Origin of the sequence: Halomonas sp. KX33721, from assembly GCF_001596805.1 — a bacterium.
Taxonomy (GTDB): domain Bacteria; phylum Pseudomonadota; class Gammaproteobacteria; order Pseudomonadales; family Halomonadaceae; genus Vreelandella; species Vreelandella aquamarina.
On sequence record NZ_LVIA01000012.1, the window covers coordinates 86,351 to 112,980 of the forward strand.

Consider the following 26,630-nt stretch of genomic DNA (forward strand, 5'->3'; position numbering starts at 1 on the left):
CTTGGATGGGGCATCCGTCTGGGTGGACCTCACTACAGCCAATACGCTTCGCCTACCTTGCCAAGCGGCGCGCTACATTGCACCGACAACGCTCTCTAGCCTGCAGGCTGCCTTGTATAGCGCGCGTATTCATCAGTGGCCAATTACCCTGCTAGGCGGTGGCAGTAATGTGCTGCTGCCACCAACGCTTCACGGTATGGCGCTTCGCCCGGCACTTCGCCATTGGTGGCTGGAGCGCAGTGGTGATGACGTCACCGCCTATGTGGGTGCCGGTGTGAGCTGGCATGCCTTGGTAATGGCATTGGCGACGCATGGCTTGTGGGGGGTTGAAAATTTAGCGTTGATCCCTGGCGATTGCGGCGCTGCACCGGTACAAAATATTGGTGCTTATGGTGTCGAGCTCAGCGATGTGTTGAAAGCAGTCCAGGTTGCCGAGTTGGCCACTGGCGAGATGTACTGGTTGAACGCTGATGCGTGCCAGTTTGGCTATCGCGACAGTATTTTCAAGCGAGCACTAGCGGGTAAGGTAGTGATCACCCAACTTGCGCTGCGGCTGTCCGCCACGCCGAGGCCCGTGCTGGGTTATGGCGATTTGGCGGCTCGCGTGTCGGAGTCACCGACCCCTTTGTCCGTGGCTCAAGCGGTCTGTGCGATTCGCCAGGAAAAATTGCCTGACCCAGCTGTGCTAGCGAATGCGGGCAGTTTCTTCAAGAATCCGCTAGTGAGCAATGAGCATACGCATCGGCTGTTGAAGGAGTATCCAGACATGCCGTATTTTCCTCAGCCCAATAACCAAACTAAGCTGGCAGCAGGCTGGCTGATTGACCAGTGCGGCTTAAAGGGGCAGCGCCTGGGAGCATTTGGCGTCCATGAGCGCCAAGCGTTAGTGCTGGTGCACTTTGGGGGAGGGGATCGCCCAGGACTGCTGAGTTTTGCAGACACTATTGCTCAGACCGTGTTTGATCGGTTTGGTGTATTGCTAGAGCTAGAACCGCGGGTGATCTAACGTCTGCTTATCTTTACCACCCATAAAAAACCCCGCCGAAGCGGGGTTTTTTGTTGCGAGCACTTACTCTTGCGAGTTTTGCTGTGCCTGCTGCTTGCGTAGTTCGCGCGGGTCGTTATGGGCACGACGGCGACGACGCGGTTTTGGCGCCTCTTCATCAGCTGTCGGGGCCTCGCTAACGGGATCTGCCGCTGGCGCATTGTCGGCGGGTTGCGCTGACACGTTCTCTTGCTCTTCTGGAGCAGGGGCCGCTTCCATCTTGGTGGCCGTCTCGTCGTGAGCTTCAGCAGCTGGCTGCTCGCTCGCTTCTGTTGAAGGCTCTTGATCCGCCGCCGGTGAAGGCGCTTTCGCGGTTGAGGGCTCTTCACTGACTGTTGGTGCTGCAGCTTCTTCATCCGTAGAAGCCGCTGCTTCGGCGTTGGCAACCGGAGTGTCTTTAACGCTATCCTGCTCAGCAGTCTCATTCGCTACTGTCTGAGTCTGAGGCTCTTCCGTGGGCACTGTGCTTTCAGCAGCAGCTTCTGCTGTACTTGCTTCTGCAGCTGCGTCATTCGCTTTCGGCTCGCGCTCTGCGACGTGCTCGGCAGCGGTTTGCGGCGCTTCCGTGGCCTCTTGGGCTGCGGTTTCTTGAGCCACCGGCGGCTGTTCTGCTTTGAGGTCGTCAGTTTGAGCATCGGCGGCCTTGGTCTCGTCAGCGTTTGGCGCGCTCAAGGCTGCTGCATCGCTGCTGTCAGCCGCTGGTGTGCTGGTGGCTTCGTGCTGCACTGACTCAGGCTGAGCCTGACGGCGCTGGCGCGTCGACTTGCGCGCTTTGGCGGCGCTGTTGGCCGGGCGCTCAGCAGTTGTGCTGTCATCCGCTGCCGCTTGAGCCTGCTCAGCGCTATCGTCTTTTTCGCTGCTTACTTGCTCAGTTGCTGGCTTGTCAGCCGGTGTTGGCGATGCTTCCGTGTTGTTGTCAGGCGCGCTAGCGGCTTCAGATGTCGCTGTGGCTGCCGGGGCTTCTTGGGGCTGAGGCGCCTGCTCCGCTTCTGCCTGCAGCTTCAGCTGTTCTGCTTCCGCTTGAGGGTTTAGCGCCTGCTTGCGCGAACGATGACGCGGATTGTTACGCGTACGCTTCGGCTTGCCGTCGTCTTGCTTGCTGTCGTCAGCCTGGGCCGTAGGCGTGCGTTCATCGCTTTTGGGCTTGGCATCACGTGGCTTGTCACGACGGTTATCCGGCTGGACGGCAGGCTTGGCTGCCTCCTCTTTAGGAGCGTCCTTGTTTACGGGCTCTTTCTGATGCGTGTTTTTCGCGCTCTCTTGGGCTTTGGCATCGTCCTGCTGCGGATGACGACGACGGTTGCGGGTGCGGCTGGGGCCGCTGCGCTGCTCGTTTTTGGCCGTGGTATCGCTACGCTGCTCTTGCTTGGGCGAGCTGTCGCTGCGCTCCTGAGCAGGTTTGGAGCGGCGTTCACTGCGTTGCGGGCGGCTACTCTTCGGCTGTTCGGTCTGCTTACTTGGTGCCTGGGCTTCCTGAGCTGGCTGCTGGCTGCCGTCATCGCCGCCCAGCAGTTTAGCAAAGCCGCGGATAAAGCGGCCAAGCACGCTGGGCTGTTCAGCAGTAGCGGCGGGTGCAGGGGTGGCTGCAGCCGCTTTAGCAGGCGTTTCTTCTGTTTGCAGCGATGCCGGTGCTGGGGCGTTGTGTACTACGCTCTTAACGGCCGCTTCGGCCCGCTGTGCAGGCGGTGCAAAGCTAGGGTCAGGTTCTTTGCCAACATCGGTGTCGGTAGACAGCTCGAAGCTGGAGAGCGTATGGCTCTCGTCTTCGTCCAAATGGTCATCCCGCAGGCGCTGAACATCGTAGTGCGGAGTATCCATTTCTGGGCTGGGTAGCAGCACCACGCGAACGCCTTGGCGAGACTCGATATCTGCCAGTACGCTGCGCTTTTCATTTAGCAGGTAAGTGGCCACCGGTACCGGCAAGATGGCGCGAATCTGCGCGCTGCGCTCTTTCATTGCCTCTTCTTCAATCAGGCGCATGATCGAGAGCGATAGTGAACGCACGTCGCGGATGGTGCCTTGGCCGTTACAGCGTGGGCACACTACGCCGCTTGTTTCGCCCAGGGAGGGGCGTAGGCGCTGGCGCGACATTTCCATTAAGCCAAAGCGTGAAATGCGCCCAATTTGTACCCGAGCACGATCTAGCTTCAGAGCATCGCGCATGCGGTTTTCGACTTCACGCTGGTTGCGCGCAGGGCCCATGTCGATGAAGTCGATCACGACCAAGCCGCCAATATCTCGCAAGCGAAGCTGACGGGCAATTTCGTCGGCCGCTTCGGAATTGGTTTGCAGCGCTGTTTCTTCGATATCGCTGCCCCGCGTAGCACGCGCGGAGTTGATGTCGATGGACACCAGAGCTTCAGTGTGGTCGATTACAATCGAGCCACCAGAGGGCAGTTTTACTTCCCGCTGGTAAGCGGTTTCAATTTGCGACTCAATCTGGAAGCGAGAGAAGAGGGGGACCTCATCTGCGTACAGCTTAATTTTCTGCTGGTAAGAGGGCATCACTTGGCGGATAAATGCCAGCGCCTCGGCGTGAATCTCGGGGCTGTCGATCAGTACCTCGCCGATATCCTGACGAAGGTAGTCGCGCATGGCGCGAATGATGACGTTGGATTCACGGTAGATTAAGAACGGTGCAGAACGCTTACCGGCTTCTGTGGTGATGGACTCCCATACCTGAACGAGATAATCCAAGTCCCACTGAAGCTCTTCTGGGCTACGGCCAATACCTGCGGTGCGAACAATGAGGCCCATTTTGTCGGGCACAGTAAGTTGGCCCATGGCGTCTTTTAACTGGCTGCGATCATCCCCTTCAATACGGCGCGAAATACCGCCCGCACGAGGATTGTTGGGCATCAAGACGAGGAAGCGACCTGCCAAGCTAATAAAGGTGGTCAGCGCTGCCCCTTTGTTGCCGCGCTCCTCTTTATCGACCTGAACAATGACTTCTTGGCCTTCTTTGAGCACTTCTTTAATGCTCGGACGGCCAGAGACGTCTTTGACAAAATATTCGCGGGAGATTTCTTTCAGCGGAAGGAAGCCGTGGCGCTCAGCGCCAAAGTCAACAAAGGCAGCTTCGAGCGAGGGTTCTACACGGGTGATTTTACCCCGATAAATATTGGCTTTTTTCTGTTCCCGAGCGCCAGATTCAATATCTAAATCATACAGGCGCTGTCCATCTACCAGTGCGACCCGCAGCTCTTCGGGCTGGGTCGCGTTAATTAGCATCCGTTTCATGTTGTCTCACGTAGCATGGCGTGCCGAAGCGCTTTTAAAGGCTAGCGTCGGCGAATCGCTGGGTGCTGCGTGCTTGTGCTCGGCGCATGGTTATGCTGACGCATTAAGCCGGGAAGGCAGTTTTGCCGACCCGGCCGAAAGGGCGTTGAGTACGTGGCGGCGGCAGAACATGTTTCGGTGGCTGTCACGTCCATCCGGCTCTGCTGACACCGCCCACACCTGGCATTCATCGATTCACCAACGCCGGTATCGGCACAGCGTTGATCTTTGCGCCCCAGAATTGGCAGTGCCTTGTGACGAAAAGGGGCTGCCACTCTGAAGCGTAACGTTTATTTAGTGACGGGCCTGCCGTTGCTGGCATGACCTGACGCTCTCTGTCGTTACCCATTTACTTAACGGCAGAGTTACTACATTTCAATACGTGATAAGCAGGTAGTGCGTACACTGATCCATGCTTTTTCGCTCTGACCTGCGTGTTTGTCGGGCAGGTGCGAAGGCAAAACGTGGGCAATCATTCGCCATACAAGGATTATATAAGCGGGCCACGTTCGGCCCGGCCACGTTGGCCGATGAGCGCTTTGGAATATAACAGTAAAGACAACCACCAGCAATTGACGCAATGCCGGTAGGTCTACGTTAGAATGCCGTTTTTAGCCTGACGTTAAAGAATGTCACCAGGAGTGCGCGGCAATGTCCGAAGGGCGTGAAGTACAGTGGGTGGATATCGCCCCGGAACAAGCGGGTCAGCGAATCGATAATTTTTTAATGACCCGGCTAAAAGGTGCACCTCGTGCATTGATCTACCGCATCGTGCGTAAAGGTGAGGTTCGGGTCAATAAGAAACGGGTAAAAGTGGATTATCGCCTGCAAGCGGGCGATTTAGTACGTGTTCCGCCACTGCGCCTAGCGCCTAAAGAGGCGGTGAAAGAGGTGAGCGATAATCTGCGCGACCTGCTTGTCGGCAGCGTCATTATGGAAGGGCCCGACTGGATGGTGCTGAATAAGCCGTCAGGCTTAGCAGTCCATGGTGGCAGTGGCGTTAAGATTGGTCTCATCGAGGCGTTGCGCCAAGTGCGGGACGACCTAACGTTCCTGGAGTTAGTGCACCGCCTGGATCGTGATACCTCAGGTTGTTTGCTGCTCGCCAAGTCTCGCGATGCGCTGGTAACCCTTAATGAGGCGTTGAAAAAGCACGGCATGGATAAGCGCTACTTGGCGCTGGTGGCCGGGCGCTGGCCGGCCCGTAAAACTTATGAAAGTGCTCGGTTGGACCGTTTTGATGCAGGTAACGGCGAACGGCGCGTGCGGGTAGATCCCAACGGTAAAGTGTCGCGCACCCACTTCTCTGTAGTGGAAACCTTTGAAAAGGTCACGTTAATTGAGGCTGAGCCCGTTACGGGGCGCACACACCAGATTCGTGTGCACGCAGCCCATGCTGGCCATGCGCTGCTGGGGGATGATAAGTACGCTACTCGTGAGAGCGGCTTGTTAACCAAGCAGCTGGGGTTGGGGCGACTTTTCCTCCATGCACGCTCGTTAACATTCCCCGAGCCTGGCAACGGTAGGCCGGTGACGGTAAAAGCGCCGCTTCCGGAGGCGCTTGAAGAGACGCTCAAGCGCGCACGTCAATAAAAGAGAACTGTTATGCGCTATGAGCTAATTATTTTCGATTGGGACGGCACGCTCATGGATTCTGTGCCGAAGATTGTTTCCTGTATGCAAGCAGCAGCGGCAGACGCTGAATGGGGTGAGCTTGAAGTCAGCGCCATTGAAGACATTATTGGGCTGGGTCTTCCTGAGGCGATTGCCAAACTCTGCCCAGGCATTGAGCCAGAGCAGGCGGAGCGCTTGCGCCAGCGCTATTCCCATCACTTTGTTCATGGTGACACTACGCCTATGCCCTTTTTTGATGGGGTTGAAGCGCAGTTGGCAAGGCTGAGAGAGCGGCCCCAGCAGCGGCTTGCGGTGGCGACGGGTAAGAGCCGTCGTGGGCTTGATCGGGTTTTTAATGAAACAGGTAGCGGGGGGCTGTTCCACACTAGCCGGACTGCTGACGAAACGCGCTCTAAGCCCCACCCGCAAATGCTGCTAGAGATTTTGGCTGAGCTTCAGGTTCCAGCAGAGCGAGCGGTAATGGTGGGCGATACTGAGTATGATCTTGAAATGGCGCGTGCTATCGGTATGGATCGGGTGGGCGTAACTTACGGAGTGCATACTCCCGCTCGGCTAGCCGCTAGCCAGCCGGTGTGGGTCGCTGAAGACGTGCCGTCGCTATTTGACTGGCTGCGTCATGCATAAGGGCGTCCTTAAACGAAGAGTAGGAGCTGACGATGAGTGATGAGCAGCAGCGCGGTGGTGACAGTGAAGAGGCTTCTCAAGGTGAAGATCAGCGTGGTGTTCATGATCGCTGGACCCAGGGGCCGGATGTCTCCACCAAGGCACAAGAGTCTCCGTTGCCAGGTGGGCAGGATGACGATGCGGAAATACTCAGAGAGCGTCAGCGCCTAGCGCAGCTTGAAATGATGGATCGCTGGATTGGTGGCGTCTTGACCGAGCAGCGTAGAACACGCCGTTGGAAGCTGTTTTTTCGGCTGATGCTGCTGGCGCTAGTGCTGGTATCACTCACGGTTACGTTATATCGCGTGTTTTTAGCCGAGCCGTCAGCCGCGGTGCCTGCGCAGCAACATCTTGCATTGGTGGAAGTGCATGGCGTGATCGCCAACGATTCGCCCGCTAATGCTGAGCGTATTATTCAAGGGTTAAACCGGGCTTGGGAGAGTCAAAGCGCGTCGGCAGTGGTGCTGCATATTGATAGCCCTGGTGGAAGCCCAGTGCAGTCGCAGCGTATTTACTCGGAGGTTATGCGGCTGCGTGAGCAGGGAGATAAGCCGATTATTGCCGTGATCGAGGATATCGGTGCCAGCGGGGCGTACTATATTGCCGCTGCGGCGGATGAGATAGTGGCATCTCCCGCCAGCTTGGTGGGCTCCATTGGGGTGATCTATGCCGGTTTTGGCTTTCAAGAAGCTATTGATGAGCTGGGCGTCGAGCGGCGGGTGATGACTGCAGGCGAGAACAAGGCGTTTTTTAGATCCATTCCAGCCCTTGGATGAGGAGGTGGCTCGTTTCTGGCAGAGCGTGCTCACTCAAACTCATGAGCAGTTCATCAATGATGTACAGGCTGGGCGTGGTGATCGTTTGAGTGATAGCCCGGAGATCTTTTCCGGGCTGATCTGGAGCGGTGAGCAGGCGCTTGGCTTGGGGCTGGTCGATGAGTTGGCAAGCCTTGAACAGGTGGCGCGTGCTCAGGTGGGTGAGGCATCATGGGAGAACTATACGCCCCGCCTGGATCCCTTTGAGCGCCTAACGCGGCGTTTTACCCAGGCCGCAGCGGAAGTGCTTGGCTTGCACAGTAGTCATGCGCCTATAAAGTTTCAGGCGCAGTAGCATTAGGCATCGCCAAGCGGGTTCATGCCTGCTTGGCGAAGCATGTCGCACAAGGCAATCAGCGGCAGACCGATCAGCGCATTGGGGTCACGCCCCTCTAAGCGCTCAAACAGAGCAATGCCTAAGCCTTCCATGCGAAAACTGCCGGCGCTATCCAGTGGCTGCTCTATTGCTACGTAGCGCTCAATCTCCCGCTCGCTCAGCGTGCGGAACACCACGTCAAACGGTTCGATATGGACCTGATGGCGCTGGTGGCGCGTGTCTAATAAGGCCAGGCCAGTTAAAAAAGTGACTCGTTGGCCTGAGAAGCGGGCTAAGTGAGCGCAGGCCCGCTCCGTAGTATGGGGTTTGCCGAGAATATCCCCTTCAAACAGAGCAATCTGATCAGAACCAATAATGCAGTGATTGGGGAAACGTTCCACGACGGTATTAGCCTTGCTCAATGCTAGGCGGTGAACGAGTGCCTTTGGTGACTCGTCTGGAAGTGGCGTTTCGTCAATATCGGGCGAGTAGCATTGGTAGGGCAGGTGTAGCCTGTCCAGCAGCGCTTGGCGGAAGCGCGAGCTGGAGGCGAGCACAAGAGGGGCGTTTTGCGTTTGCGGCACTATCGTCTCCTTGTGGCCTGAATGGCGCAATATGTACTGGCAATGAGTGTAGCGAAAGCCCAGCGGCATGCCTATTGACGCTGTTTTCATCGATAAACCGATAAGAATTATGCCATGAGCTTTGACACCAGGAGGGCGAGTGCCTATCATTGCGCGCCTATGTTGACCTCACAACTCCCCAGCCGGGTTGAGCCTTATAAGCTTGCAGCCCGCCGCGAACGACTTGAAGGCTTAGTGGCGCTGAATAAGCTGCCCCGCCTCGCTGAAGAAGCGGGTGACCAAACCGGCGACTGTCACGTCGTGCTTGGGTTTGGTGTAGATGCCCAAGGCCGTCGCGAAATTCGTGGCCATTTGCAAGCGACCCTGGCGCTGCCTTGTCGCCGCTGTATGGTGCCGCTTAGCCAAGACGTTTCCAGTGACTTCCTGCTTGGAATGATTACCGACGAAGCCTTGGCGGCCGAGCTGCCTGCCAGTCATGAGCCGGTGCTGGTGGAAAATGAACAGCTGGACTTGCTGACGGTAGTTGAGGATGAATTAATCCTCAGCCTGCCGCAGGTGGTCTATCACGATGAGACCGAATGCCATGTCTCGGCGGAGCAGCTGGTCAGCAAGACCGAAGGCGCGGCGGATGAATCCGCTTCAGCCAAGAATCCTTTCGCGGTGCTCAATGCTTTGAAAAGCAGTGGCGCTTTGAAAGGCAAAAAGTAAGCATCACTTACCCTATATACCTTGGAGTAAACACCCATGGCAGTTCAACAGAACCGTAAAACTCGTTCCAAGCGCGGCATGCGTCGTAGCCACGATGCGTTGAGCGCACCGACTCTGTCCCAGGACAAAGAAACCGGTACCACTCACCTGCGTCACCACGTTTCTCCGGATGGTTTCTACCGTGGTCGTAAGGTAGTTGAGGTTTAATCCTTAACTCTCTAACGAGTGGCGAAACAGAGTGGGTGCATTGCGCCTAGCGATTGATGTCATGGGGGGTGACCAAGGCCCTCGTGTCATCATAGAAGGCTCTGCAAGGGCAGTGATTGAACGTCCTGACCTAGAGCTCGCTCTGTTTGGCCCGCGTCAGCGTGTTGTCGCTGAGCTTTCGCGCTTGCCGCAGCCCTTGGCTGCGGCAGCGTCACGTTTAGTCGTCTGCGATGCGCCTGATACTGTGTCACAAGATGCTTCTGCTGCCTGGGCGTTACGCTCTGGGGGTAAGACCAGCATGGTGCATATGTTGCGTTATGTGGCACAAGGTTATGCCGCAGCGGGTGTTAGTGCAGGAAACACAGGTGCACTAGTAGCGCTTGCAAGGCGTGAGCTTGGTATGCTGCCAGACTTTTCCAGGCCTGCTATCAGTACGGCGATTCCTGCACGGGGTGGTCGTCGCTGTTATTTGCTGGATTTAGGTGCAAATGTGGATTCGCCCGCATCACGGCTAGTGGATTTTGCCATGATGGGTGCGGCAATGGCGCAATGTATGGATGGTATTAATTGCCCTCGAGTCGCGCTATTGAATGTTGGCGCGGAAGCGACCAAGGGCAGTGCGACGGTGCGAGAGGCTGACCGGCTGCTGCGTGAGCGCGCTACCACATTAAGTTTTGCTTATCAGGGGTATGCCGAAGGTGGTGACATCTTCCAGGGCGATATTGATGTCATGGTCTGCGATGGCTTTGTTGGTAACGTGGTGCTCAAGGCGAGCGAAGGTTTGACCCGTATGCTGGTGGAGCGTGTGCAGATGGCGTTTGAGTCACGCCTATGCGGGCGCTTAGCAAGTTTACTGGCCAAACCTGTGCTGAAGCGGCTAAAGCAGGAGCTTGACCCCGTTCGTTATAATGGCGCAAGCCTACTTGGGTTAAAACGTATTGTGGTGAAAAGCCATGGTGGCGCCCGTGCAGATGGGTTCTACTATGCTATTCAGCGAGCGCTGCAGGAAGTAGAACATGACTTGCCTACTCAGCTTGCCAAACACTGGGCTTAGCTCAGTGGGCAGATGAGTGGGTTACAGCAATGCGTTGCACGACTTTTGCGGGTTATCGGCGGCAGTAGGATGTGCCAACAGCCGTTTTATAACGGGGCCGATAGCCACGCCTATCGCTCAACTGAGCAAATGCCTACAAGAGCAAAGGTGAACGACATGTCTCAACCCCTTGCCCTCATTTTTCCCGGGCAAGGCTCTCAGCAGCTTGGAATGCTGCGAGAGCTAGCCGAGCGCTACAGTGTGGTGGGAACGACATTTGAGGAAGCGTCTGACGCGCTGGGCTACGATTTATGGAAAGTAGTCCAAGAAGGGCCGGAAGAAGCGTTGAATTCCACGGCTTGCACGCAGCCTGCGCTGCTGACATCAAGCGTTGCCATCTGGCGCGTCTGGCAGGAGTTGGAAGGCCCTCGCCCCAGCGTGATGGCGGGCCATAGCCTGGGTGAGTATAGCGCTATGGTCTGTGCGGGTGTGATGGGCTTTGCAGAGGGTGTCCAACTGGTGCGCCTGCGCGGAGAGGCAATGCAAGAAGCAGTACCTGCTGGTGAAGGCGGAATGGCCGCCATTCTTGGGCTTGATGACAGCGCGGTGGAAGCCGCTTGCACAAGCGCTGCCCAGGGTGATGTCGTTTCTGCAGTTAACTATAACTCCCCGGGTCAGGTCGTCATTGCTGGTAGCAAAGCAGCCGTTGAGCGTGCCATTGTTGCTTGCCAAGAAGCGGGCGCTAAGCGTGCACTTGCCCTCCCTGTGTCTGTTCCTTCTCACTGCGCGCTGATGCGACCTGCTGCTGAGCGTCTTGCCGAAGCGATGCAGGCGATTGAGCTACGTGCCCCTCGCTATACTGTTATTCAGAACGTCGATGCCCAGGCACATGCAGATGTTGATACGCTGCGCACTCGTTTAATTGAGCAGCTCTACCAGCCGGTGCGTTGGTCCTCCTGCGTAGAAGCAATGTCTGAGCAAGGTGCTAATGTCTTCATTGAGTGTGGCCCAGGCAAAGTGCTGACAGGTCTTAATAAACGTATTGTGCGCGGTGCCAAGGGGCTAGCGGTGAATGACCCCGATAGCTTGGATGCAGCGCTTGAGCTTGCGCGAGAAACATTAGCAGGTAGTGCGTGATAAACGGCTATTTTCAGCTACCCTTGCATAGTTCAGTGGAAGGAAACGTGTTATGACGCAAGAAAAACGAGTTGCCTTGGTGACCGGTGCGAGCCGCGGCATTGGTCGCGCTATCGCCCATGAACTGGGCCGCCAAGGGCGTATTGTCATCGGCACAGCGACCAGCAAATCTGGCGCAGAAAAAATCGATGCCGACCTGAAAGCTAACGGGGTTGAAGGCGCTGGTATGTGCCTGAACGTGACGGACCAAGCGAGCATTGATGAGGTCCTGAAAACCATTGGCGAGCGTTTTGGCGCCCCGACTATTTTGGTTAACAATGCGGGTATCACTCGTGATAACCTCCTGATGCGGATGAAAGAGGAGGAGTGGGATTCCGTCATGGATACCAACCTCAAATCTGTATATCGCGTCAGCAAAGCGTGTCTTCGTGGCATGACCAAGGCGCGTTTCGGGCGGATTGTATCGATCAGCTCTGTAGTGGCAACCATGGGCAACCTGGGCCAAACTAACTACGCTGCTGCTAAGGCAGGTATGGAAGGCTTTAGCCGGGCGTTGGCGCGAGAGGTTGCTTCCCGTGCCATTACCGTAAACGCCGTTGCGCCTGGTTTTATCGCCACCGACATGACCGAAGCGCTGCCTGAAGCCCAGCATGAAATGCTGCTAAGGCAGATTCCGCTGGCACGCTTAGGTGGGCCGGAAGAGATCGCCGCAGCGGTTGGCTTTTTAACCAGCGATGCCGCAGGCTATATCACTGGTGAAACGCTGCACGTGAACGGCGGTATGAATATGCGTTGATGGCCTTAGGCTTGGCGGTTGCGTCAACTTAAGGGCGTCTATAAACTACCCCGCAGCTTTTGGCTTGCGGTTTCCAAATAGCTGGTTATCTCTAACAGCTAATGTGAACGACTGGAGTACGTTGATGAGTACTATTGAAGAGCGCGTTAAGAAAGTTGTGGCAGAGCGCCTGAACGTTAAAGAAGAAGACATCCAGAATAGCTCTTCTTTCACTGAAGACTTGGGTGCCGACTCTCTGGACACCGTTGAACTGGTGATGGCTTTGGAAGAGGAGTTCGATACTGAAATTCCTGACGAAGAAGCTGAAAAAATCACCACGGTTCAAGAAGCCATCGACTACGTAAACGCCCACCAGTAAGGGCGCGGTCGATGCTGTGAACCAGGGTGGGGTGCTCACCCATCCGTCTTAAAAAAGCCGTCCTGATATGGGGCGGCTTTTTTGCTTTACGCTCACAATGAATATAACGTTCAATCTCCGTTATACTAGTCACCAAACTTCTGCAGCAAATGACCCAGATGGGTCGTGTCACCATGGATGCCTGGAGGAAACTGATGGCGCGAAGAAGGGTAGTGGTAACTGGGTTAGGCCTGGTGACCCCAGTGGGCAATAGTGTCAATGAGTCGTGGGCGAACATTGTCGCCGGTAAAAGCGGCATAGCGCCTATTGAGCACTTTGATACCAGTGGCTTCAATACGCGGTTTGGCGGTTCGGTAAAGAATTTTGATATCAGCCCTTACCTGAACCCCAAAGACGCTCGCAAAATGGATCTGTTCATTCAGTACGGTATGGCTGCCGGTACTCAGGCGATACAGGATTCAGGGATAGAGTGCACAGAGGAGAATGCTGAGCGAATCGGCGTAGCGATTGGCTCTGGAATTGGCGGGCTGCCAATGATTGAGCATAACCATAATGCGCTCAATAAAGGCGGTGCACGTCGGGTATCACCGTTTTTTGTGCCTGGTTCTATTATCAATATGATTTCCGGCAACATGGCGATCCAGCACGGCTTTAAAGGGCCGAATATTGCGATTACCACGGCTTGCACCACCGGTACCCATAATATTGGCTACAGCGCGCGCACCATCGCCTACGGCGATGCGGATGTCATGATTTGTGGCGGCGCAGAAATGGCCACCACACCATTAGGTTTGGGTGGCTTCTCTGCCGCGCGCGCGCTCTCAACGCGCAACGAAGACCCGCAAGCAGCGAGCCGTCCTTGGGATGCCGACCGCGATGGCTTTGTGTTGTCTGATGGTGCAGGGGTGCTAGTGCTAGAAGAGTACGAGCATGCGAAAGCCCGTGGCGCCACTATCTACGCGGAGCTGGCTGGCTTTGGTATGAGTGATGACGCCTACCATATGACCGCTCCGCCCGAGGATGGTCGCGGTGCCGCACTCTCCATGCGCAATGCGATTAAAGATGCCGCTATTGATCCGGCAGACGTGCAGTATATCAACGCCCATGGCACATCAACTGCTGCCGGCGATTTGGCTGAAAGTCGCGCTATTGAAAAAGTGTTGGGCAGTGCGGCCCAGCAGGTGGCCGTTAGCTCAACCAAGTCGATGATTGGCCACCTATTGGGTGCCGCCGGTGCAGTAGAGGCGGTATTCAGCATTCTAGCAATCCGTGACCAGGTCGCCCCGCCCACCATCAACCTGGATAACCCCCAGGAGGGCTGCAACCTCGACTACGTACCCCATACCGCGCGGGATATGCGTATTGATATCGCGCTCTCCAACTCGTTCGGGTTTGGTGGCACTAACGGCTCCCTGCTGTTCAAAAAGGTATAACTCTTTATGCCCATGCCCCAGGTGCCATTTGATGACCGCGGGCTAGCGTATGGCGACGGTGTATTTGAAACAGTGCTGCTGCGCGATGGGGTGCCCGTACTTTGGGATTATCACCTCGCGCGCTTGGAAGAGGGCTGTCGGCGCTTGAATATCCCGTTGCCTACCTCTCAACAGCTGGCGCAGGTGTGGCAGTCGCCCCCTGCGGCAGCGCTGGAAGTACTTAAACTAATATTGACACGCGGAAGCGGTGGCCGAGGCTACGCGCTGCCTGATCCTCCTGAGCCCAGGCTGATCTTTCGGCGAACGCCTTTTGTTACCAACGGGCAGCGGTGGCAACACGGTGTCTGCGTACGTTTGTGCCATCTTCGTTTAGGGCATCAACCGCTGCTTGCGGGCATCAAACACCTTAACCGTTTGGAGAATGTGCTAGCTCGCCAGGAGTGGCAAGAGAGCCATATTGCCGAAGGCCTGTTAGCGGACCAATCAGGCGAAATGGTGGAAGCAACCAGTATGAACCTCTTCTGGTCAACGGAAGGGCGTCTTTTGACCCCTCGGGTAAACCGCTGCGGCGTGGCAGGTACTCTGCGCGCTGCGCTATTGGCTAACGGCGTTATTGAAGAAGAGGGGCTGACAGTCTCGGAACTACCACAGGTTGAGCGCCTTTGGGTGGGTAATTCGGTACAGGGCGTGTGGCCTGTGTGTGAATTGCTTGATACGCAGGGCGGCTTGATCGCGACTTGGCCTGTGTTAGCAGGGCCAGACCCACTGCAGGGTGAGGCTCACCGCCTGCTGGGCTATCCCAGTGTGTTTCCCGCATCAGAATCCAAATAAATAGATTGAGGTGTCAACGTGAAACGGTTACTTACCGTCTTGGGAGTATTGGTTGTGCTGGCCGTTGCCGCTGCGCTCGGCGGTTATGCTTATTGGCAGCAGCGTCTAGCGGCGCCAATTGCGGTAGAGGAACCCACCCTATATCAAGTGCCTGCCGGAGCTGGTTTTAATCAAGTCATTCGCGATTTAGAGGCGCAAGGAGTGCTTGAGGATGCCTGGGCATTTAAGCTACTGGCGCGGATAGACCCAGAGCAGATGCCAAGTCTACGGGTTGGCGAGTACCGCCTCACACCGGGGATGAGTGGGCGAGAGGTGATGGCCCTGTTGGGCAGTAATAACGTGGTGACTTATTCGCTGACCGTGCCTGAAGGATGGACCTTTCGCCAAATGCGTGCGCTGCTAAATAGTGCGCCGAAGCTTGAACACCGTACGGCAGACATGAGTGACGAAGAAGTCATGACGCTGCTGGACCGTGAGGGCACCTTTCCTGAAGGTTGGTTCTTCCCCGATACCTACCGCTATCATCTGGGCATGAGCGATGTCGATATTTTGAGCCAAGCGTTAAATCGGATGGAGCGCATTTTGGAGCAAGTGTGGGCGGAACGGGATGACGATTTAACCATTGAAACGCCCTATGAAGCGCTAATTATGGCATCGCTGATTGAGCGGGAAACCGGGGCGCCTGAAGAGCGCAGAGAGATTGCTGGAGTATTTAAGCGCCGGATGGAGCGTGGCATGCGTCTGCAAACAGACCCCACGGTAATATACGGCATGGGCGAGCGCTATGATGGCCGCATCACACGGGCAGACCTACGTGAAGCCACCCCTTACAATACTTATGTGATTGACGGCATGCCGCCGACGCCGATTGCCATGCCAGGGCGAGCCTCATTGGAGGCGGCGGTGAAGCCGCTACCCGGCGAAACGCTCTATTTTGTGTCCCGAGGTGACGGCACGCATCACTTCTCGCGCACATTACGCGAGCATAACAATGCCGTGAATCGCTATATTCGAAACCGTTAAATAGCTAAACACTGAACATGTCGATGGCGTATCTATTGAGTAAGGGGCAGCAATGAGCAAGCGCGGACGCTTCATCACCCTAGAAGGCGGTGAGGGAGTCGGTAAGTCTACCAATATGGCGTTTGTCGAAGCATGGCTAACGGCCCAGGGAATGGAAGTGGTGCGAACCCGTGAGCCGGGCGGCACCCCCCGCGCAGAAGCAATTCGTGAGCTGCTGCTTGACCCTGCCCCCCAAGAGCCGCTGAGCGTTGATGCCGAGCTGTTACTGGTCTTTGCGGCCCGTGCACAGCATCTAGCGGAAAAAATCCTGCCAGCGTTGGCACGAGGTGCCTGGGTAGTATGTGACCGTTTTACCGATGCCACCTTTGCCTATCAAGGCGGCGGGCGCGGGATCAACCCCGCACGCATTGCGCAGTTAGAGCAATTTGTACAGCAAGGCCTTGCCCCTGATCTCACTCTGCTGCTGGATATGTCGCCCGAAGCTGCCAAAGAGCGGTTAGAGGGCCGCCTACGCGACTTAAATACCCAGCGTGACCGGTTTGAGCAAGAGCAGGCGGATTTCTTTATGGCGGTACGCCGAGCTTATTTGGATCGCGCGGCCGCTTCGCCTGAGCGCTTTGCGGTGATTGATGCAGCTCAGCCGCTAGAGATGGTTCAAGCGGCGCTAAGCCACGTATTGGAAGAACGGGTTGCCCAATGGCAATAACTGGCGTATTGCCCTGGCATCAGGCCACTTGGCAGCAGCTGGTGCGCCTTGCCAACAGCGGGCGCATGCCCCATGCCTTGCTGATTAGCGGTGCCCACGGGGTTGGCAAGCAGCAGTTGGCAGAAGCGTTGATCGCTAGAACGCTATGTGCCCAGCCCGGCGAGCAGGCTTGCGGGCAGTGTCACAGCTGCGCCATGTTGGCCTCTGGCTATCACCCTGATCTACTGCGGGTGTCTCCAGAAGAGGGCAAGCGCCAAATCCGCATTGACCCCGTTCGCGAAGTGAATCGGTTTGTCTCGCAAACGGCGCAGCAGGGTGGCTACCGAGTGATTGTGATCTCACCTGCTGAAGCCATGAATATTGCCGCCGCCAACGCGCTGTTGAAAAGCCTGGAAGAACCCGGCGATAAAACGTTGTTTATCCTACTTTCAGATGTGCCCTCCCGCACGCTGCCAACGATTCGTTCGCGCTGCCAGCAGTGGCCCCTAGCAAGCGTGCCCTTTGATGACTGTAAAGGGTGGCTGACCCAGCAGCTGGGTGGCGATGAAGCTCACTTCTGGTGGCAAGTGTCAGGCGGCCTTCCCCTGTTAGCGGTTGAGCTGGCCGCTCCCGATGAACGGGCGCTGCGCCACCAGATTCACGACTGTTTCGAACAGTTAGTGCGCGGGGCAGAGCCTGTTTCAGAGGCGGCGAGGCTGGATCGCCAAGCGATTGATGCGATCTTATGGTACGGTATTGCTTGGCTTGAAGACTTGATTCGTCTGGGGCTATCGGGCGAGCAGAGCGTGCTACACAACCCTGATTTAACGCCGCTTTATCGCCAGGCGGTGAAAAATGGCCGCGTACAGGACTGGTTCCGGCTATTAGATTACGCCAGAGAGCAGCGCCGCTTGCTGGCCGTTGGAGCAAACCCGAATCCACAGCTGGTGCTTGAAGCTTGGCTGGTGCGCTGGTCTGCGCTGCTGCGCTCCTGACAATCTAATGCAATGAGGTCGTGATGGCTGCTCAAAAAGCACTCTCTTTAACGATACCCGACGTGCCCACGCTGCTATCTGCCTACATGCCGTTTTTGGATCGAGGCGGTATTTTTGTGCCTACCAAAACGTTGTATAGCCTCGGGCAACCCGTTGTACTGCTGCTAACGCTGCCAGGGGTGAGCGAGCGACTCTCCGTCACCGGTCAGGTGATTTGGATCTCACCAGAAGGTGTTAGTGGCCGAAGACTGTCAGGCATTGGCGTGCACTTTAGTCAGCAAGATTACTCTGTGCGTGACCGTATCGAGACCCTGTTAGCCGGGCAGCTTGATAAAGCGCCTCCCTCGTTTACGCTCTAAGCTAGCCACCTCCTATTTACTTCCAAAGAGCACTGCATGTTTGTCGATTCTCACTGTCATCTAGACCGTTTATCGGAGCATACACATGGCGGCGATGTGGCCGCCACGTTGGATGCTGCCCGTGCTGCCAACGTTAGCCAGTTTTTAGCCATCTCTACGACGTTAGAAGAGCTGCCGGGCTTGGCCGCCATTGCCAGAGCACATCACGATGTGGCTATTTCTGCGGGCCTTCACCCGCTCCACCAAGCGCCAAATGAGCCGACGGTGGACGATATCGTAGAGGCTGCTGAACAGTATGGAGCGGTAGCGATTGGTGAGACAGGGCTGGATTATCACTACCAGGAGAGCGTGCCTGTCAGCGTTCAGCATGAGCGATTCAAGCGGCATCTCATCGCTGCGAATGAGCTAGAGTTGCCGGTCATCATTCATACCCGCGAGGCCAAAGAGGATACGCTGGCGCTGCTGCGTGAATACAGCAATCCTCAGGTGGGTGGCGTCATCCACTGCTTTACTGAAGACCTGGACATGGCGCGGGAGGCGGTTCGGCTTGGATTCTATATTTCTCTTTCCGGCATTATTACGTTTCGTAATGCGGCATCGCTCAGAACACTGGCACGTCAGCTTCCGCTGGATCGGCTGTTAATTGAAACCGACAGCCCTTATTTGGCCCCTGTCCCTTATCGCGGTAAGCCCAATGAGCCTGCCTGGGTCGTTGAAGTCGCGGAGTGTATTGCGCGTGAACGAGGCATCAGCGTGGATGAAGTTGCCATGCAAACGACCGTTAATTTTTACCATCTGTTCCGCGCTGCGGCACCAGACGCGCCTGCCCATGTCAAAGAGGCCTTGGCACAGTCTGGGCTTGTGGTGTAACACGCGGTGACAACCACTGGAGGTCGGTGATGAGTATTGATCGACTATTGCAGCAGTCAGAAGGCTCAGCATCTATTCCCCCTGTTGATACCTGGCAGCCCGCGCTATCAGGAGAAATGGATATCCTGATTCAGGAGGATGGCTCCTGGCTGCATGAAGGGCAGCCGTTTGCTCGTCCTGCGATTGCCAAGCTGCTCTCCAGCCTGCTGCGTCTGGATGCCGATGGATACTGCCTGGTCACTCCCGTGGAGCGCTGGCGCATTGCCGTAGTGGACCGCCCCTTTGTCGTGGTCGAAGCGGATTTCCACGATGATGCCTGGTGGCTAAAGACTCAATTTGACGATGTAGTACGTCTGGATGCCGAGCACCCCATGAGGTTGACTGCTTCTCCCAGCGGCGAGATGGCGCCCGAATGTGCTATCCGGTTCGGTTTAGCGGCTCGACTGCACCGCAACGTGTTCTATCGCTTGGTAGAGCAGGCGCGCGTGCAAGAAAATTCGTCAGGCCAGAGCGAGTGTCAGCTCTATAGTGCGGGAAGCTGGCACCTGCTTGGCCAGTGGAGCGATAGCGTGCCAAGTGAGGCGCCGTGAAGTTAACCGCCGAGCAGCAAGCTGTTGTTCACCATAGGGAAGGGCATGCGCGTGTAGCCGCCGTGGCGGGCGCAGGTAAAACCACGACCATGGCTGCCCGAGTGCTCCACCTGTTAGGCAGTGGCGTTTCTCCCAAGCGAATGCTGGTGCTGATGTTTAACCGCTCAGCGAAAGATGACTTCCAGCGTCGCCTAGCCAGCATGGCCTCAGCAGGCCAGCCGTTGCCCGACGTTCGTACTTTTCACTCCCTAGGCCACCGGCTGACCCAAAGCCTGTGCCGCTGGGGAGCGCTCGCCCCCAGGCGGCTACTCTCTGCTGAATGGCAAATGGAGCGCTTGCTTCGTCAAGCTAGCCTGAATGTGCTTGCCGGCCAGGTAGATCGTCGCGACGCTGCGCTGGAAGGTGATCGGCTAGAGGCGTTGGCACATTTTTGTGGCCTAGTGAAGGCCGAAATGCTGCCTGCGGCGACGCTTTATGAGCGCCTTAATTACGAGCCGGATACCGACTATTTCCCTACGGCCTTCGAAGAAGCCGAGCGACTACTGCACGCTGAAGGCGTCATGACCTATGCGGACCTGCTCTACCGCCCACTGCAGGCCCTGGAAGCGGACGCCACGCTCCGCAAGCGGGTCGAAGGTTTCTTGGATCATGTGATTGTTGATGAGTACCAGGATATCAATACGGTTCAGCAGCGGCTGCTGGCCGTGCTTGCTGGGCCGAGTGCGAATGTGATGGCTGTGGGCGATGCTAACCAGTGTATTTATGAGTGGCGCGGTGCTCGTCCAGACACGATGCTGGAGAACTTTACCGCCACCTTCGGCAAAGCCACCGACTATCCGCTCTCCATGACCTTTCGCCACGGGCATGCCTTGGCGCTGACGGCTAACCACGCCATCATGGCCAATCAGCGTCGGCCCGATCAGCTCTGCTTGGCCGAAGCAGGTAATCCCGATACTCGCATAACCGTAGGTCAAGGAAGCCGACTGTTACTGGATGCCTTGATGGACTGGCAGGCCCAGGGGAGGGCGCTCAGTGATGCTAGCCTGCTAGTGCGAAGCTGGGCGCTCTCGGTGCCTTTCCAGCTTGCCTTGCTGCAGGCGGGTATCCCCTTTCGTCTGCTGCGAGAAGATCGCTTCGTGTTCCGCTTGCCCCTGGTGCAGGCGTTGGCAGGTTATCTGAAACTCTCCAGGCGTCCAGAACTGCTTCACGACCCAGAGCAGTTGCTGCTGCTGTTATCTCAGCCAACCCCCTTTGTCGCCCGTGAACGCCTGCAGCGTCTGGCTTACCAGTTAGCGACAACCCAGCAGTGGCCGGAGCGGCACGAGCCCGTTCTGGCAGCGCTAAAACCGTTACAGCGGCGCACGCTAAAAAAACGCTGGGAGCTACTGTGTGAGCTGCCCAAACTTAACGTATGGCCCCCGGCCAAATTGCTCGGCCATGTGGTAGAGGCGATTGACGCTGAAAAAACGCTGAAACGTGCCGCCGCTAGACGCGATAAAGGAGAGGAGGACGTGCGTTTGCTCGACGTGCTGATTGAGCAGGCTGAGAGCGTACAAGATCCAGATGCCTTCATTGAGCTACTTGAGCGTCCGGTGGAGAATCAGGCTGGCGGCGTGCTGGTCAGTACCGTGCACGGTGCCAAGGGTCTCGAGTGGCCGCTAGTGGCCGTTGCAGGCGTTAATGAAGAAGACTTTCCCCACTATAGCCGCGATAACCCGCTGAATGATGAGCGCTTAGAGGAGGAGCGGCGGCTGTTTTATGTGGCCATCACGCGTGCCAAGGAGCAGTTGCTGGTTCTTCACGACGGAGGTGCACATCGGCCAAGCCGTTTTATTGCCGAAAGTGCCTGGCAGGATGGTATGCGTGTCGCCGCTTGTTTAGCCAATCAGCAGGCGCCAGATACGCCGTTAGAAGTGCAATCCCCTAGCTTAGTGGCCCGTTACTTGGAAAGAGTAGGGCGCGCCGACATTGCCTTAGCCGCACCACAGGTGAAGGAGTCTTCAGCTGGTTACCAAGCGGGTAGCCACTACTACCCCGGTCAGCGCTTGCTGCACGCAGTGTTTGGAGAAGGCGAAGTGGCGGCAGTAGAGGGTAATCCGTCCGACCCGGTGATTGATGTGCGGTTTGTGCAAGCCGGGCGACGTCGTCTCATCGCCCGCCGTGCACCTATTGAGGTGATGGAGCCTCCGGTGCAGCCAGCGTAGCTAGCCGCACCGTCGCTATCCCTGTTAGTTACCTATTTGGTCTGTTACATATTTGGATAGTTCGGGCCGCCACCGCCTTCAGGGGCTACCCAGGTAATATTCTGGGCGGGGTCTTTGATATCGCAGGTTTTGCAGTGCACGCAGTTCTGGAAGTTAATCTGGAAGCGTGGCTTGCCCTGATCATCCTCAACCACCTCATACACCCCTGCCGGGCAGTAGCGCTGAGCGGGTTCAGCATACTTGGGCAGGTTGTCACGAATCGGCAGCTCTGGGTCTGCAAGCCGCAGGTGGCAAGGCTGATCCTCTTCATGGTTCGTATTAGATAAAAACACCGAGGTGGATTTATCGAACGATAGCTTGCCGTCCGGTTTCGGGTAGTTGATTTTCTCGAACTCAGCGGCAGGCTTTAGCGCGCCGTGGTCGGTCGTGGTGTCATGAACGTTGGGGAGCTTATTGCCCAGCAACTGGTTCACAAAGTTATAGGCGCCACCGCCAACCGTGCCATATTTGTGAATGGCAGGGCCGAAGCTCGCGCTCTCTTTTAGCTCCTGATAGGCCCAGCTGGCTTCCCACTTGCTGGTAAAGTTGGCAAGCTCTTGCCCGCCTTCATCGCCGCCTTTGATCGCTTCAAATACACTTTCTGCCGCCACCATGCCAGACTTCATCGCCGTATGCAGGCCTTTAATCTTGGCAAAGTTCAGGGTGCCCGCATCACAACCAATCAACAGGCCGCCGGGGAAGGTCATTTTCGGCAGGCAGTTGAACCCTCCTTTGGCAATGGCCCGTGCGCCGTAAGCTACCCGTTTGCCGCCTTCCAGGTACTGGCTGAGCACCGGGTGGTGTTTCATGCGCTGAAATTCATCGAACGGGGAAAGCCACGGGTTCTGGTAACCGAGGTCCATAATCAGGCCCACTACCACCTGCTGGTTTTCCGCGTGGTAGAGGAACCAACCGCCGTGGGTGTTGCTGTCTAGTGGCCAGCCGGAGCCGTGAACTACCAAGCCGGGTTCGTGCTTCTCGGCGGGCACATCCCACAGTTCTTTCAAGCCGATGCCGTAATGCTGCGGGTCGCGTCCAGCATTCAGTGAGAAGTCATTGATCAGTCGCTTGCCTAGGTGGCCCCGTGCGCCCTCTGCAAACAGCGTGTACTTAGCGCGCAGCTCCATGCCGGGCATATAGCCATCCTTGGGGGTGCCATCGGCACCTACGCCCATATCGCCAATCAGGATGCCGCGCACCACATTATCTTCAATGATGACTTCCTGAGCAGCAAAACCAGGAAATATTTCAGCGCCCAGCGATTCCGCCTGCTCGGCCAGCCAGCGGCACAGGTTGCCTGCGCTAATCACGTAGCGAGTTAAATCGCCGCCGGTGTTATGCATGCTTTTCGGCACCAGCGCATTAGGAATTTTTTGCGCTTTTTCGGCGTCTTTTAATAGATACACATCATCGCGAACGGCTGGTGTATTAAGGGGAGCATCGCGCTCCTCCCAGTCGGGGAAAAGCTCAGCCAATGCGCGCGGCTCGAATACTGCGCCGGAAAGAATGTGGGCGCCTACCTCAGAGCCTTTTTCGACGACACAGACGGTGAGTTCTTGCTCGGCCTCGTTGGCTTGCTGCATTAAGCGGCAGGCGGCGGCAAGCCCTGATGGGCCTGCGCCGACGATGACAACGTCAAAGTCCATTACATCGCGTTCAACGTTTTCCACCCGGTTTCTCCTTATTCTCATAAGCGCCATCTGTATCTAGCTAGCGAATGGGCACTAGCTTATGAAAAGATGGCCTTAATTTAAAACGGTCGTTTGCTTCTGGTTGTCTCCCATGATAGGCATAATACCCGTGTCAGGTCACCCCTACGATGGCAAAAGCACACTTTATAAGTGTCGGTACGAATAGCGATACCGGCGGGCTACGACCAAGGCCGCACGAAGAGAAAGTTGTTGCTGGTGGGTAGGCTGTGGCAAATTGATAGGGTTTTTCATTTGCTAGCCTATCAAACGCTTGCATGAATTTTGAGCGCAGCCACTAGGTGGCGGCGCCTAGTCAGGTTAACGGCTTCTATCACGAGCCAAGCGAGGAACCTATGAAAGTACTCGTCGCGGTGAAACGCGTCATCGACTACAACGTCAAAATCCGCGTCAAAGCGGACCACTCTGATGTAGACCTTACCAACGTCAAAATGGCCATGAACCCCTTCTGCGAAATTGCCGTGGAAGAGGCGGTGCGCCTGAAAGAGAAGGGCGTGGCCACCGAGGTCGTGGCCGTGACCGTGGGCCCCAAGGCCGCCCAAGAGCAGCTGCGCACCGCGCTGGCGCTGGGGGCTGACCGCGCCATCCACATTGAAACCGACGAACGCGCCGAATCGCTGGCGGTGGCCAAACTGCTGGCCAAAGTGGTAGACGAAGAGCAGCCCGGCCTCGTCATCCTCGGCAAGCAGGCCATCGACACCGACAACAACCAGACCGGCCAGATGCTCGCTGCGCTGACCAATCTGCCGCAAGGCACCTTCGCCTCAGAAGTCGCGGTAGATGGTGACAAGGTCAACGTGACCCGTGAAATCGACGGCGGCCTGCAAACCGTCGCGCTGACACTCCCGGCCATCGTCACCACTGACCTGCGCCTCAACGAGCCGCGCTACGCCAAGCTGCCGGACATCATGAAGGCCAAGAAAAAGCCGCTGGATGTCAAAACCCCCGCTGACTACGGCGTGGAAGTGGCTTCCAAGGTCACGCTGCTCAAAGTGGAATCCCCCGCCGAGCGCAAAGGCGGTATCAAAGTCGCCTCGGTGGATGAGCTGATCGACAAACTGAAAAACGAAGCCAAAGTGATCTAAGGTCGGCGTGACGTTGATCGACATGCTTTGAAAGGAGTGAATTCTATGAGCATTCTGGTACTTGCCGACCTGCATGAAGGTCAGTTGGCCAGCGCCACCGCCCACGTCGTGGCAGCGGCCCAAGCCATTGGTGGCGATATCGATGTGCTGGTCGCTGGTGAAGGCGTCCAGGCCGCCGCTGACGCGGCAGCCAAACTCGATGGCGTGCGTAAAGTACGCGTGGCAGATAACGCCGTCTACGCCCATCAGCTGGCCGAGCCCATGGGTGCGCTGCTGGTAGAGCTGGCAGGTGATTACACCCACGTACTGGCCAGCGCCTCCACCACCGGTAAAAACGTCCTGCCACGCTTGGCGGCCCTGAAAGATGTCAGCCAGCTGTCGGATGTGATTGGCGTCGAAAGCGCCGATACTTTCCTGCGCCCGATTTATGCCGGTAACGCCATCGCCACGGTCAAAAGTGACGACGCGCTGAAAGTCATTACCGTGCGCACCACCGCGTTCGATGCGGTGGGCCAGGGCGGCAGCGCAGCCGTGGAAGCGGTAGCGTTCGCAGCTGACAACAGCCAATCCAGCTTTGTCAAAGAAGAGCTGGCCCAGAGCGACCGCCCGGAACTCGGCGGTGCCAAGGTCGTCATCTCCGGTGGCCGTGGCATGGGTAACGGCGAGAACTTCAAGCTGCTGGACGGCATTGCCGACAAGCTGGGCGCGGCCATTGGCGCTTCGCGTGCGGCGGTCGATGCGGGCTTTGTTCCTAACGACATGCAGGTGGGCCAGACCGGTAAGATCGTCGCGCCTGAGCTTTATATTGCGGTGGGTATTTCAGGTGCGATTCAGCACTTGGCGGGCATGAAAGACTCCAAGGTGATCGTCGCCATCAACAAAGACGACGAAGCTCCGATCTTTCAGGTCGCCGACTATGGCCTAGTGGGGGATCTGTTCGAGATTCTGCCAGAGCTGGAAAGCAAGCTGTAAGTCATTGAACTTGCTGCCTGTCAAAAGCCGACTTCGCCAGAAGTCGGCTTTTTTATTGTGGGCGGGTTCGATAAACTGACAATAGTTGACTAAGGTGCTGGGACAAAGATTTGCCGCCGATGGTAAAAAAAATTGCCGGGGCGGTGGTTGAAAAGGGTGGAGTAAGACCACACCTAATGTAGTGAACGCAACAGAAGCCACTCAAGGAGAAGATAGCATGGCACATACCCTTCCTGAACTGCCGTACGCTTACGATGCTCTCGAGCCGAACATCGACGCGATGACGATGGAAATTCACCACTCTCGCCACCACAACACCTACGTCACCAACCTGAACGGTGCGCTGGAAGGTACTGGTCTAGAAGATGTTCCGGTGGAAGAGCTGGTGGCGAACTTGGATCGCGTACCCGAAGAGAAGCGCCAAGCTGTTATCAACAACGGTGGCGGCCACGCTAATCACTCCATGTTTTGGCAAATGATGTCACCCAACGGTGGCGGACAGCCGCATGGCGACGTGGCTAAAGCCATCGACGCAGAGCTGGGCGGTTTTGATGCGTTCAAAGACGCCTTCAAAAAAGCCGCGCTGGGCCGTTTCGGCAGCGGCTGGGCGTGGTTGTCCGTCACGCCTGAGAAAAAGCTGGTCGTCGAAAATACCCTCAACCAAGATAGCCCGTTGATGCACGGCAACACGCCCGTACTCGGTCTGGATGTTTGGGAGCACGCTTACTACCTGAAGTTCCAGAACAAGCGTCCAGACTACGTGGATGCTTTCTTCAACGTGGTGAACTGGGAAGATGTCGAGCGCCGTTACCAAGCCGCCATCGCCTAATACTCACGCCCTGTGAGGGCGGTGTCAGCTACTGACACCGCTGGAAAACCGCTCCCTATCAGGGAGCGGTTTTTTTTTGTGGTGCGCCAGGCATGGCGCGCAGCGCCAATTAGGCGCTATCCGGTCCGCCGTGGTGGTTGGCCGGATGACTTGGGGGTGAAAGTCCCCTACGGACCCTGATAGCGGGAACCGTTAGCTGAACAGCAAGGGTGTTCGTCGTGAGGCGGAATCTGAAGGAAGCTGTAGGCAAACTCCTGGCCCGACGAACAGGAACCGCATATGAGGCAGCCACATCTGGGCGAGAGGGCCATGAAACTCGAAGCCCAATAGCTATCCAGAAGATGTGGAAGTAGATGCGGCGGGTAGATGGGAGGAAGGTCGCGCGTCTTACCCTGGGAGGCCTGTTCGCCTGCCACTGGCTACCGACACC

24 protein-coding genes and 1 pseudogene are annotated in these 26,630 nt (G+C 56.7%); 22 read left to right on the forward strand and 3 right to left on the reverse strand.

From position 1 onward, the window contains the following. The first annotated feature begins 22 nt into the window (after positions 1-22). Positions 23-1,006: a UDP-N-acetylmuramate dehydrogenase gene (gene murB, locus A3220_RS04555; RefSeq protein WP_228219230.1), complete on the forward strand. Its 984-nt coding sequence runs from the start codon at positions 23-25 to the stop codon at positions 1,004-1,006. Positions 1,007-1,069: 63 nt separating this feature from the next. On the opposite strand, the gene rne is transcribed toward murB, so the two are convergent. Beyond that, positions 1,070-4,285: a ribonuclease E gene (rne, locus tag A3220_RS04560; RefSeq protein ID WP_062373438.1), complete on the reverse strand. Its 3,216-nt coding sequence runs from the start codon at positions 4,283-4,285 to the stop codon at positions 1,070-1,072. A 690-nt stretch (positions 4,286-4,975) separates the two neighbouring features. Here rne and A3220_RS04565 point away from each other — a divergent pair. The 3 genes and pseudogenes from A3220_RS04565 (at position 4,976) to sppA (ending at position 7,732) form a co-directional block, all read left to right on the forward strand. Then, positions 4,976-5,917, forward strand: a complete 942-nt coding sequence (locus tag A3220_RS04565) for an RluA family pseudouridine synthase (RefSeq protein ID WP_054645061.1) — start codon at positions 4,976-4,978, stop codon at positions 5,915-5,917. 12 nt (positions 5,918-5,929) lie between these two features. After that, entirely contained in the window at positions 5,930-6,583 is a 654-nt protein-coding gene (locus tag A3220_RS04570; protein WP_054641056.1) for an HAD-IA family hydrolase, read from the forward strand. A gap of 32 nt (positions 6,584-6,615) precedes the next feature. Beyond that, positions 6,616-7,732: pseudogene (sppA, locus tag A3220_RS04575) on the forward strand (signal peptide peptidase SppA). Positions 7,733-7,734: 2 nt separating this feature from the next. Here sppA and A3220_RS04580 read toward each other — a convergent pair. After that, positions 7,735-8,337 carry a nucleoside triphosphate pyrophosphatase gene (locus tag A3220_RS04580; protein ID WP_062373441.1) on the reverse strand — a complete coding sequence of 201 codons (603 nt, stop codon included), beginning with the start codon at positions 8,335-8,337 and terminating at the stop codon, positions 7,735-7,737. A gap of 159 nt (positions 8,338-8,496) precedes the next feature. On the opposite strand from A3220_RS04580, the gene A3220_RS04585 reads away from it, so the two are divergent. The 15 genes from A3220_RS04585 to A3220_RS04655 all read left to right on the forward strand — a co-directional run bounded on the left by A3220_RS04585 (position 8,497) and on the right by A3220_RS04655 (position 21,566). Beyond that, positions 8,497-9,045 (forward strand): YceD family protein, encoded by a 549-nt coding sequence (locus A3220_RS04585; RefSeq protein ID WP_044629215.1) that lies wholly within the window; start codon positions 8,497-8,499, stop codon positions 9,043-9,045. 36 nt (positions 9,046-9,081) lie between these two features. Next, complete coding sequence (gene rpmF, locus A3220_RS04590) at positions 9,082-9,252, forward strand: 50S ribosomal protein L32 (protein WP_009099300.1); 171 nt, start codon at positions 9,082-9,084, stop codon at positions 9,250-9,252. 40 nt (positions 9,253-9,292) lie between these two features. Next, a complete protein-coding gene (plsX, locus tag A3220_RS04595; protein WP_062373486.1) occupies positions 9,293-10,306 on the forward strand; it encodes a phosphate acyltransferase PlsX in 1,014 nt (337 codons plus the stop codon). A gap of 156 nt (positions 10,307-10,462) precedes the next feature. Then, a complete protein-coding gene (gene fabD / locus A3220_RS04600) occupies positions 10,463-11,422 on the forward strand; it encodes an ACP S-malonyltransferase (RefSeq protein WP_054645062.1) in 960 nt (319 codons plus the stop codon). Positions 11,423-11,474: 52 nt separating this feature from the next. Beyond that, positions 11,475-12,218, forward strand: coding sequence for a 3-oxoacyl-ACP reductase FabG (gene fabG / locus A3220_RS04605; RefSeq protein ID WP_062373444.1), 744 nt, complete (start codon positions 11,475-11,477; stop codon positions 12,216-12,218). Between the two features lie 124 nt (positions 12,219-12,342). Continuing rightward, complete coding sequence (gene acpP, locus A3220_RS04610; RefSeq protein ID WP_008956801.1) at positions 12,343-12,576, forward strand: acyl carrier protein; 234 nt, start codon at positions 12,343-12,345, stop codon at positions 12,574-12,576. A 194-nt stretch (positions 12,577-12,770) separates the two neighbouring features. Then, the gene (gene fabF, locus A3220_RS04615; RefSeq protein ID WP_062373448.1) at positions 12,771-14,009 is read left to right on the forward strand and encodes a beta-ketoacyl-ACP synthase II; all 1,239 of its coding nucleotides are present in this window, start codon (positions 12,771-12,773) and stop codon (positions 14,007-14,009) included. A 6-nt stretch (positions 14,010-14,015) separates the two neighbouring features. Then, positions 14,016-14,840 carry an aminodeoxychorismate lyase gene (gene pabC, locus A3220_RS04620; protein ID WP_062373452.1) on the forward strand — a complete coding sequence of 275 codons (825 nt, stop codon included), beginning with the start codon at positions 14,016-14,018 and terminating at the stop codon, positions 14,838-14,840. Positions 14,841-14,858: 18 nt separating this feature from the next. Beyond that, entirely contained in the window at positions 14,859-15,863 is a 1,005-nt protein-coding gene (mltG, locus tag A3220_RS04625; RefSeq protein ID WP_062373456.1) for an endolytic transglycosylase MltG, read from the forward strand. Between the two features lie 52 nt (positions 15,864-15,915). Continuing rightward, positions 15,916-16,569 (forward strand): dTMP kinase, encoded by a 654-nt coding sequence (tmk, locus tag A3220_RS04630; protein WP_062373459.1) that lies wholly within the window; start codon positions 15,916-15,918, stop codon positions 16,567-16,569. Then, positions 16,560-17,543 (forward strand): DNA polymerase III subunit delta', encoded by a 984-nt coding sequence (locus A3220_RS04635; protein ID WP_044629222.1) that lies wholly within the window; start codon positions 16,560-16,562, stop codon positions 17,541-17,543. The genes tmk and A3220_RS04635 overlap by 10 nt, the downstream gene beginning before the upstream one ends. 23 nt (positions 17,544-17,566) lie before the next feature. After that, positions 17,567-17,902 carry a PilZ domain-containing protein gene (locus A3220_RS04640; protein WP_062373461.1) on the forward strand — a complete coding sequence of 112 codons (336 nt, stop codon included), beginning with the start codon at positions 17,567-17,569 and terminating at the stop codon, positions 17,900-17,902. Between the two features lie 36 nt (positions 17,903-17,938). Continuing rightward, on the forward strand, positions 17,939-18,772 hold the full coding sequence (locus tag A3220_RS04645) for a TatD family hydrolase (RefSeq protein ID WP_058577896.1): 834 nt from the start codon (positions 17,939-17,941) through the stop codon (positions 18,770-18,772). Positions 18,773-18,801: 29 nt separating this feature from the next. After that, a complete protein-coding gene (locus A3220_RS04650; protein WP_062373464.1) occupies positions 18,802-19,362 on the forward strand; it encodes a DUF1285 domain-containing protein in 561 nt (186 codons plus the stop codon). Beyond that, entirely contained in the window at positions 19,359-21,566 is a 2,208-nt protein-coding gene (locus tag A3220_RS04655) for an ATP-dependent helicase (protein WP_062373467.1), read from the forward strand. Before A3220_RS04650 ends, A3220_RS04655 begins: the two co-directional genes overlap by 4 nt. 44 nt (positions 21,567-21,610) lie before the next feature. On the opposite strand, the gene A3220_RS04660 is transcribed toward A3220_RS04655, so the two are convergent. Continuing rightward, complete coding sequence (locus tag A3220_RS04660) at positions 21,611-23,275, reverse strand: electron transfer flavoprotein-ubiquinone oxidoreductase (RefSeq protein ID WP_062373471.1); 1,665 nt, start codon at positions 23,273-23,275, stop codon at positions 21,611-21,613. A 374-nt stretch (positions 23,276-23,649) separates the two neighbouring features. On the opposite strand from A3220_RS04660, the gene A3220_RS04665 reads away from it, so the two are divergent. From A3220_RS04665 to A3220_RS04675, 3 genes are all read left to right on the forward strand, one after another. Then, a complete protein-coding gene (locus A3220_RS04665; RefSeq protein WP_062373473.1) occupies positions 23,650-24,399 on the forward strand; it encodes an electron transfer flavoprotein subunit beta/FixA family protein in 750 nt (249 codons plus the stop codon). A 45-nt stretch (positions 24,400-24,444) separates the two neighbouring features. Beyond that, the gene (locus tag A3220_RS04670; protein ID WP_062373476.1) at positions 24,445-25,371 is read left to right on the forward strand and encodes an FAD-binding protein; all 927 of its coding nucleotides are present in this window, start codon (positions 24,445-24,447) and stop codon (positions 25,369-25,371) included. 217 nt (positions 25,372-25,588) lie between these two features. Continuing rightward, a complete protein-coding gene (locus A3220_RS04675) occupies positions 25,589-26,200 on the forward strand; it encodes a superoxide dismutase (protein ID WP_044630796.1) in 612 nt (203 codons plus the stop codon). Positions 26,201-26,630: the final 430 nt, after the last annotated feature.

Excerpts from the sequence above, each read along its gene's own strand:
- rne (WP_062373438.1), bottom strand. The coding sequence starts at position 4,285 with ATGAAACGGATGCTAATTAACGCGACCCAGCCCGAAGAGCTGCGGGTC.
- A3220_RS04565 (WP_054645061.1), top strand. The coding sequence starts at position 4,976 with ATGTCCGAAGGGCGTGAAGTACAGTGGGTGGATATCGCCCCGGAACAA.
- A3220_RS04570 (WP_054641056.1), top strand. The coding sequence starts at position 5,930 with ATGCGCTATGAGCTAATTATTTTCGATTGGGACGGCACGCTCATGGAT.
- A3220_RS04585 (WP_044629215.1), top strand. The coding sequence starts at position 8,497 with ATGTTGACCTCACAACTCCCCAGCCGGGTTGAGCCTTATAAGCTTGCA.
- rpmF (WP_009099300.1), top strand. The coding sequence starts at position 9,082 with ATGGCAGTTCAACAGAACCGTAAAACTCGTTCCAAGCGCGGCATGCGT.
- fabD (WP_054645062.1), top strand. The coding sequence starts at position 10,463 with ATGTCTCAACCCCTTGCCCTCATTTTTCCCGGGCAAGGCTCTCAGCAG.
- fabG (WP_062373444.1), top strand. The coding sequence starts at position 11,475 with ATGACGCAAGAAAAACGAGTTGCCTTGGTGACCGGTGCGAGCCGCGGC.
- acpP (WP_008956801.1), top strand. The coding sequence starts at position 12,343 with ATGAGTACTATTGAAGAGCGCGTTAAGAAAGTTGTGGCAGAGCGCCTG.
- fabF (WP_062373448.1), top strand. The coding sequence starts at position 12,771 with ATGGCGCGAAGAAGGGTAGTGGTAACTGGGTTAGGCCTGGTGACCCCA.
- pabC (WP_062373452.1), top strand. The coding sequence starts at position 14,016 with ATGCCCATGCCCCAGGTGCCATTTGATGACCGCGGGCTAGCGTATGGC.
- tmk (WP_062373459.1), top strand. The coding sequence starts at position 15,916 with ATGAGCAAGCGCGGACGCTTCATCACCCTAGAAGGCGGTGAGGGAGTC.
- A3220_RS04635 (WP_044629222.1), top strand. The coding sequence starts at position 16,560 with ATGGCAATAACTGGCGTATTGCCCTGGCATCAGGCCACTTGGCAGCAG.
- A3220_RS04640 (WP_062373461.1), top strand. The coding sequence starts at position 17,567 with ATGGCTGCTCAAAAAGCACTCTCTTTAACGATACCCGACGTGCCCACG.
- A3220_RS04645 (WP_058577896.1), top strand. The coding sequence starts at position 17,939 with ATGTTTGTCGATTCTCACTGTCATCTAGACCGTTTATCGGAGCATACA.
- A3220_RS04650 (WP_062373464.1), top strand. The coding sequence starts at position 18,802 with ATGAGTATTGATCGACTATTGCAGCAGTCAGAAGGCTCAGCATCTATT.
- A3220_RS04665 (WP_062373473.1), top strand. The coding sequence starts at position 23,650 with ATGAAAGTACTCGTCGCGGTGAAACGCGTCATCGACTACAACGTCAAA.
- A3220_RS04670 (WP_062373476.1), top strand. The coding sequence starts at position 24,445 with ATGAGCATTCTGGTACTTGCCGACCTGCATGAAGGTCAGTTGGCCAGC.
- A3220_RS04675 (WP_044630796.1), top strand. The coding sequence starts at position 25,589 with ATGGCACATACCCTTCCTGAACTGCCGTACGCTTACGATGCTCTCGAG.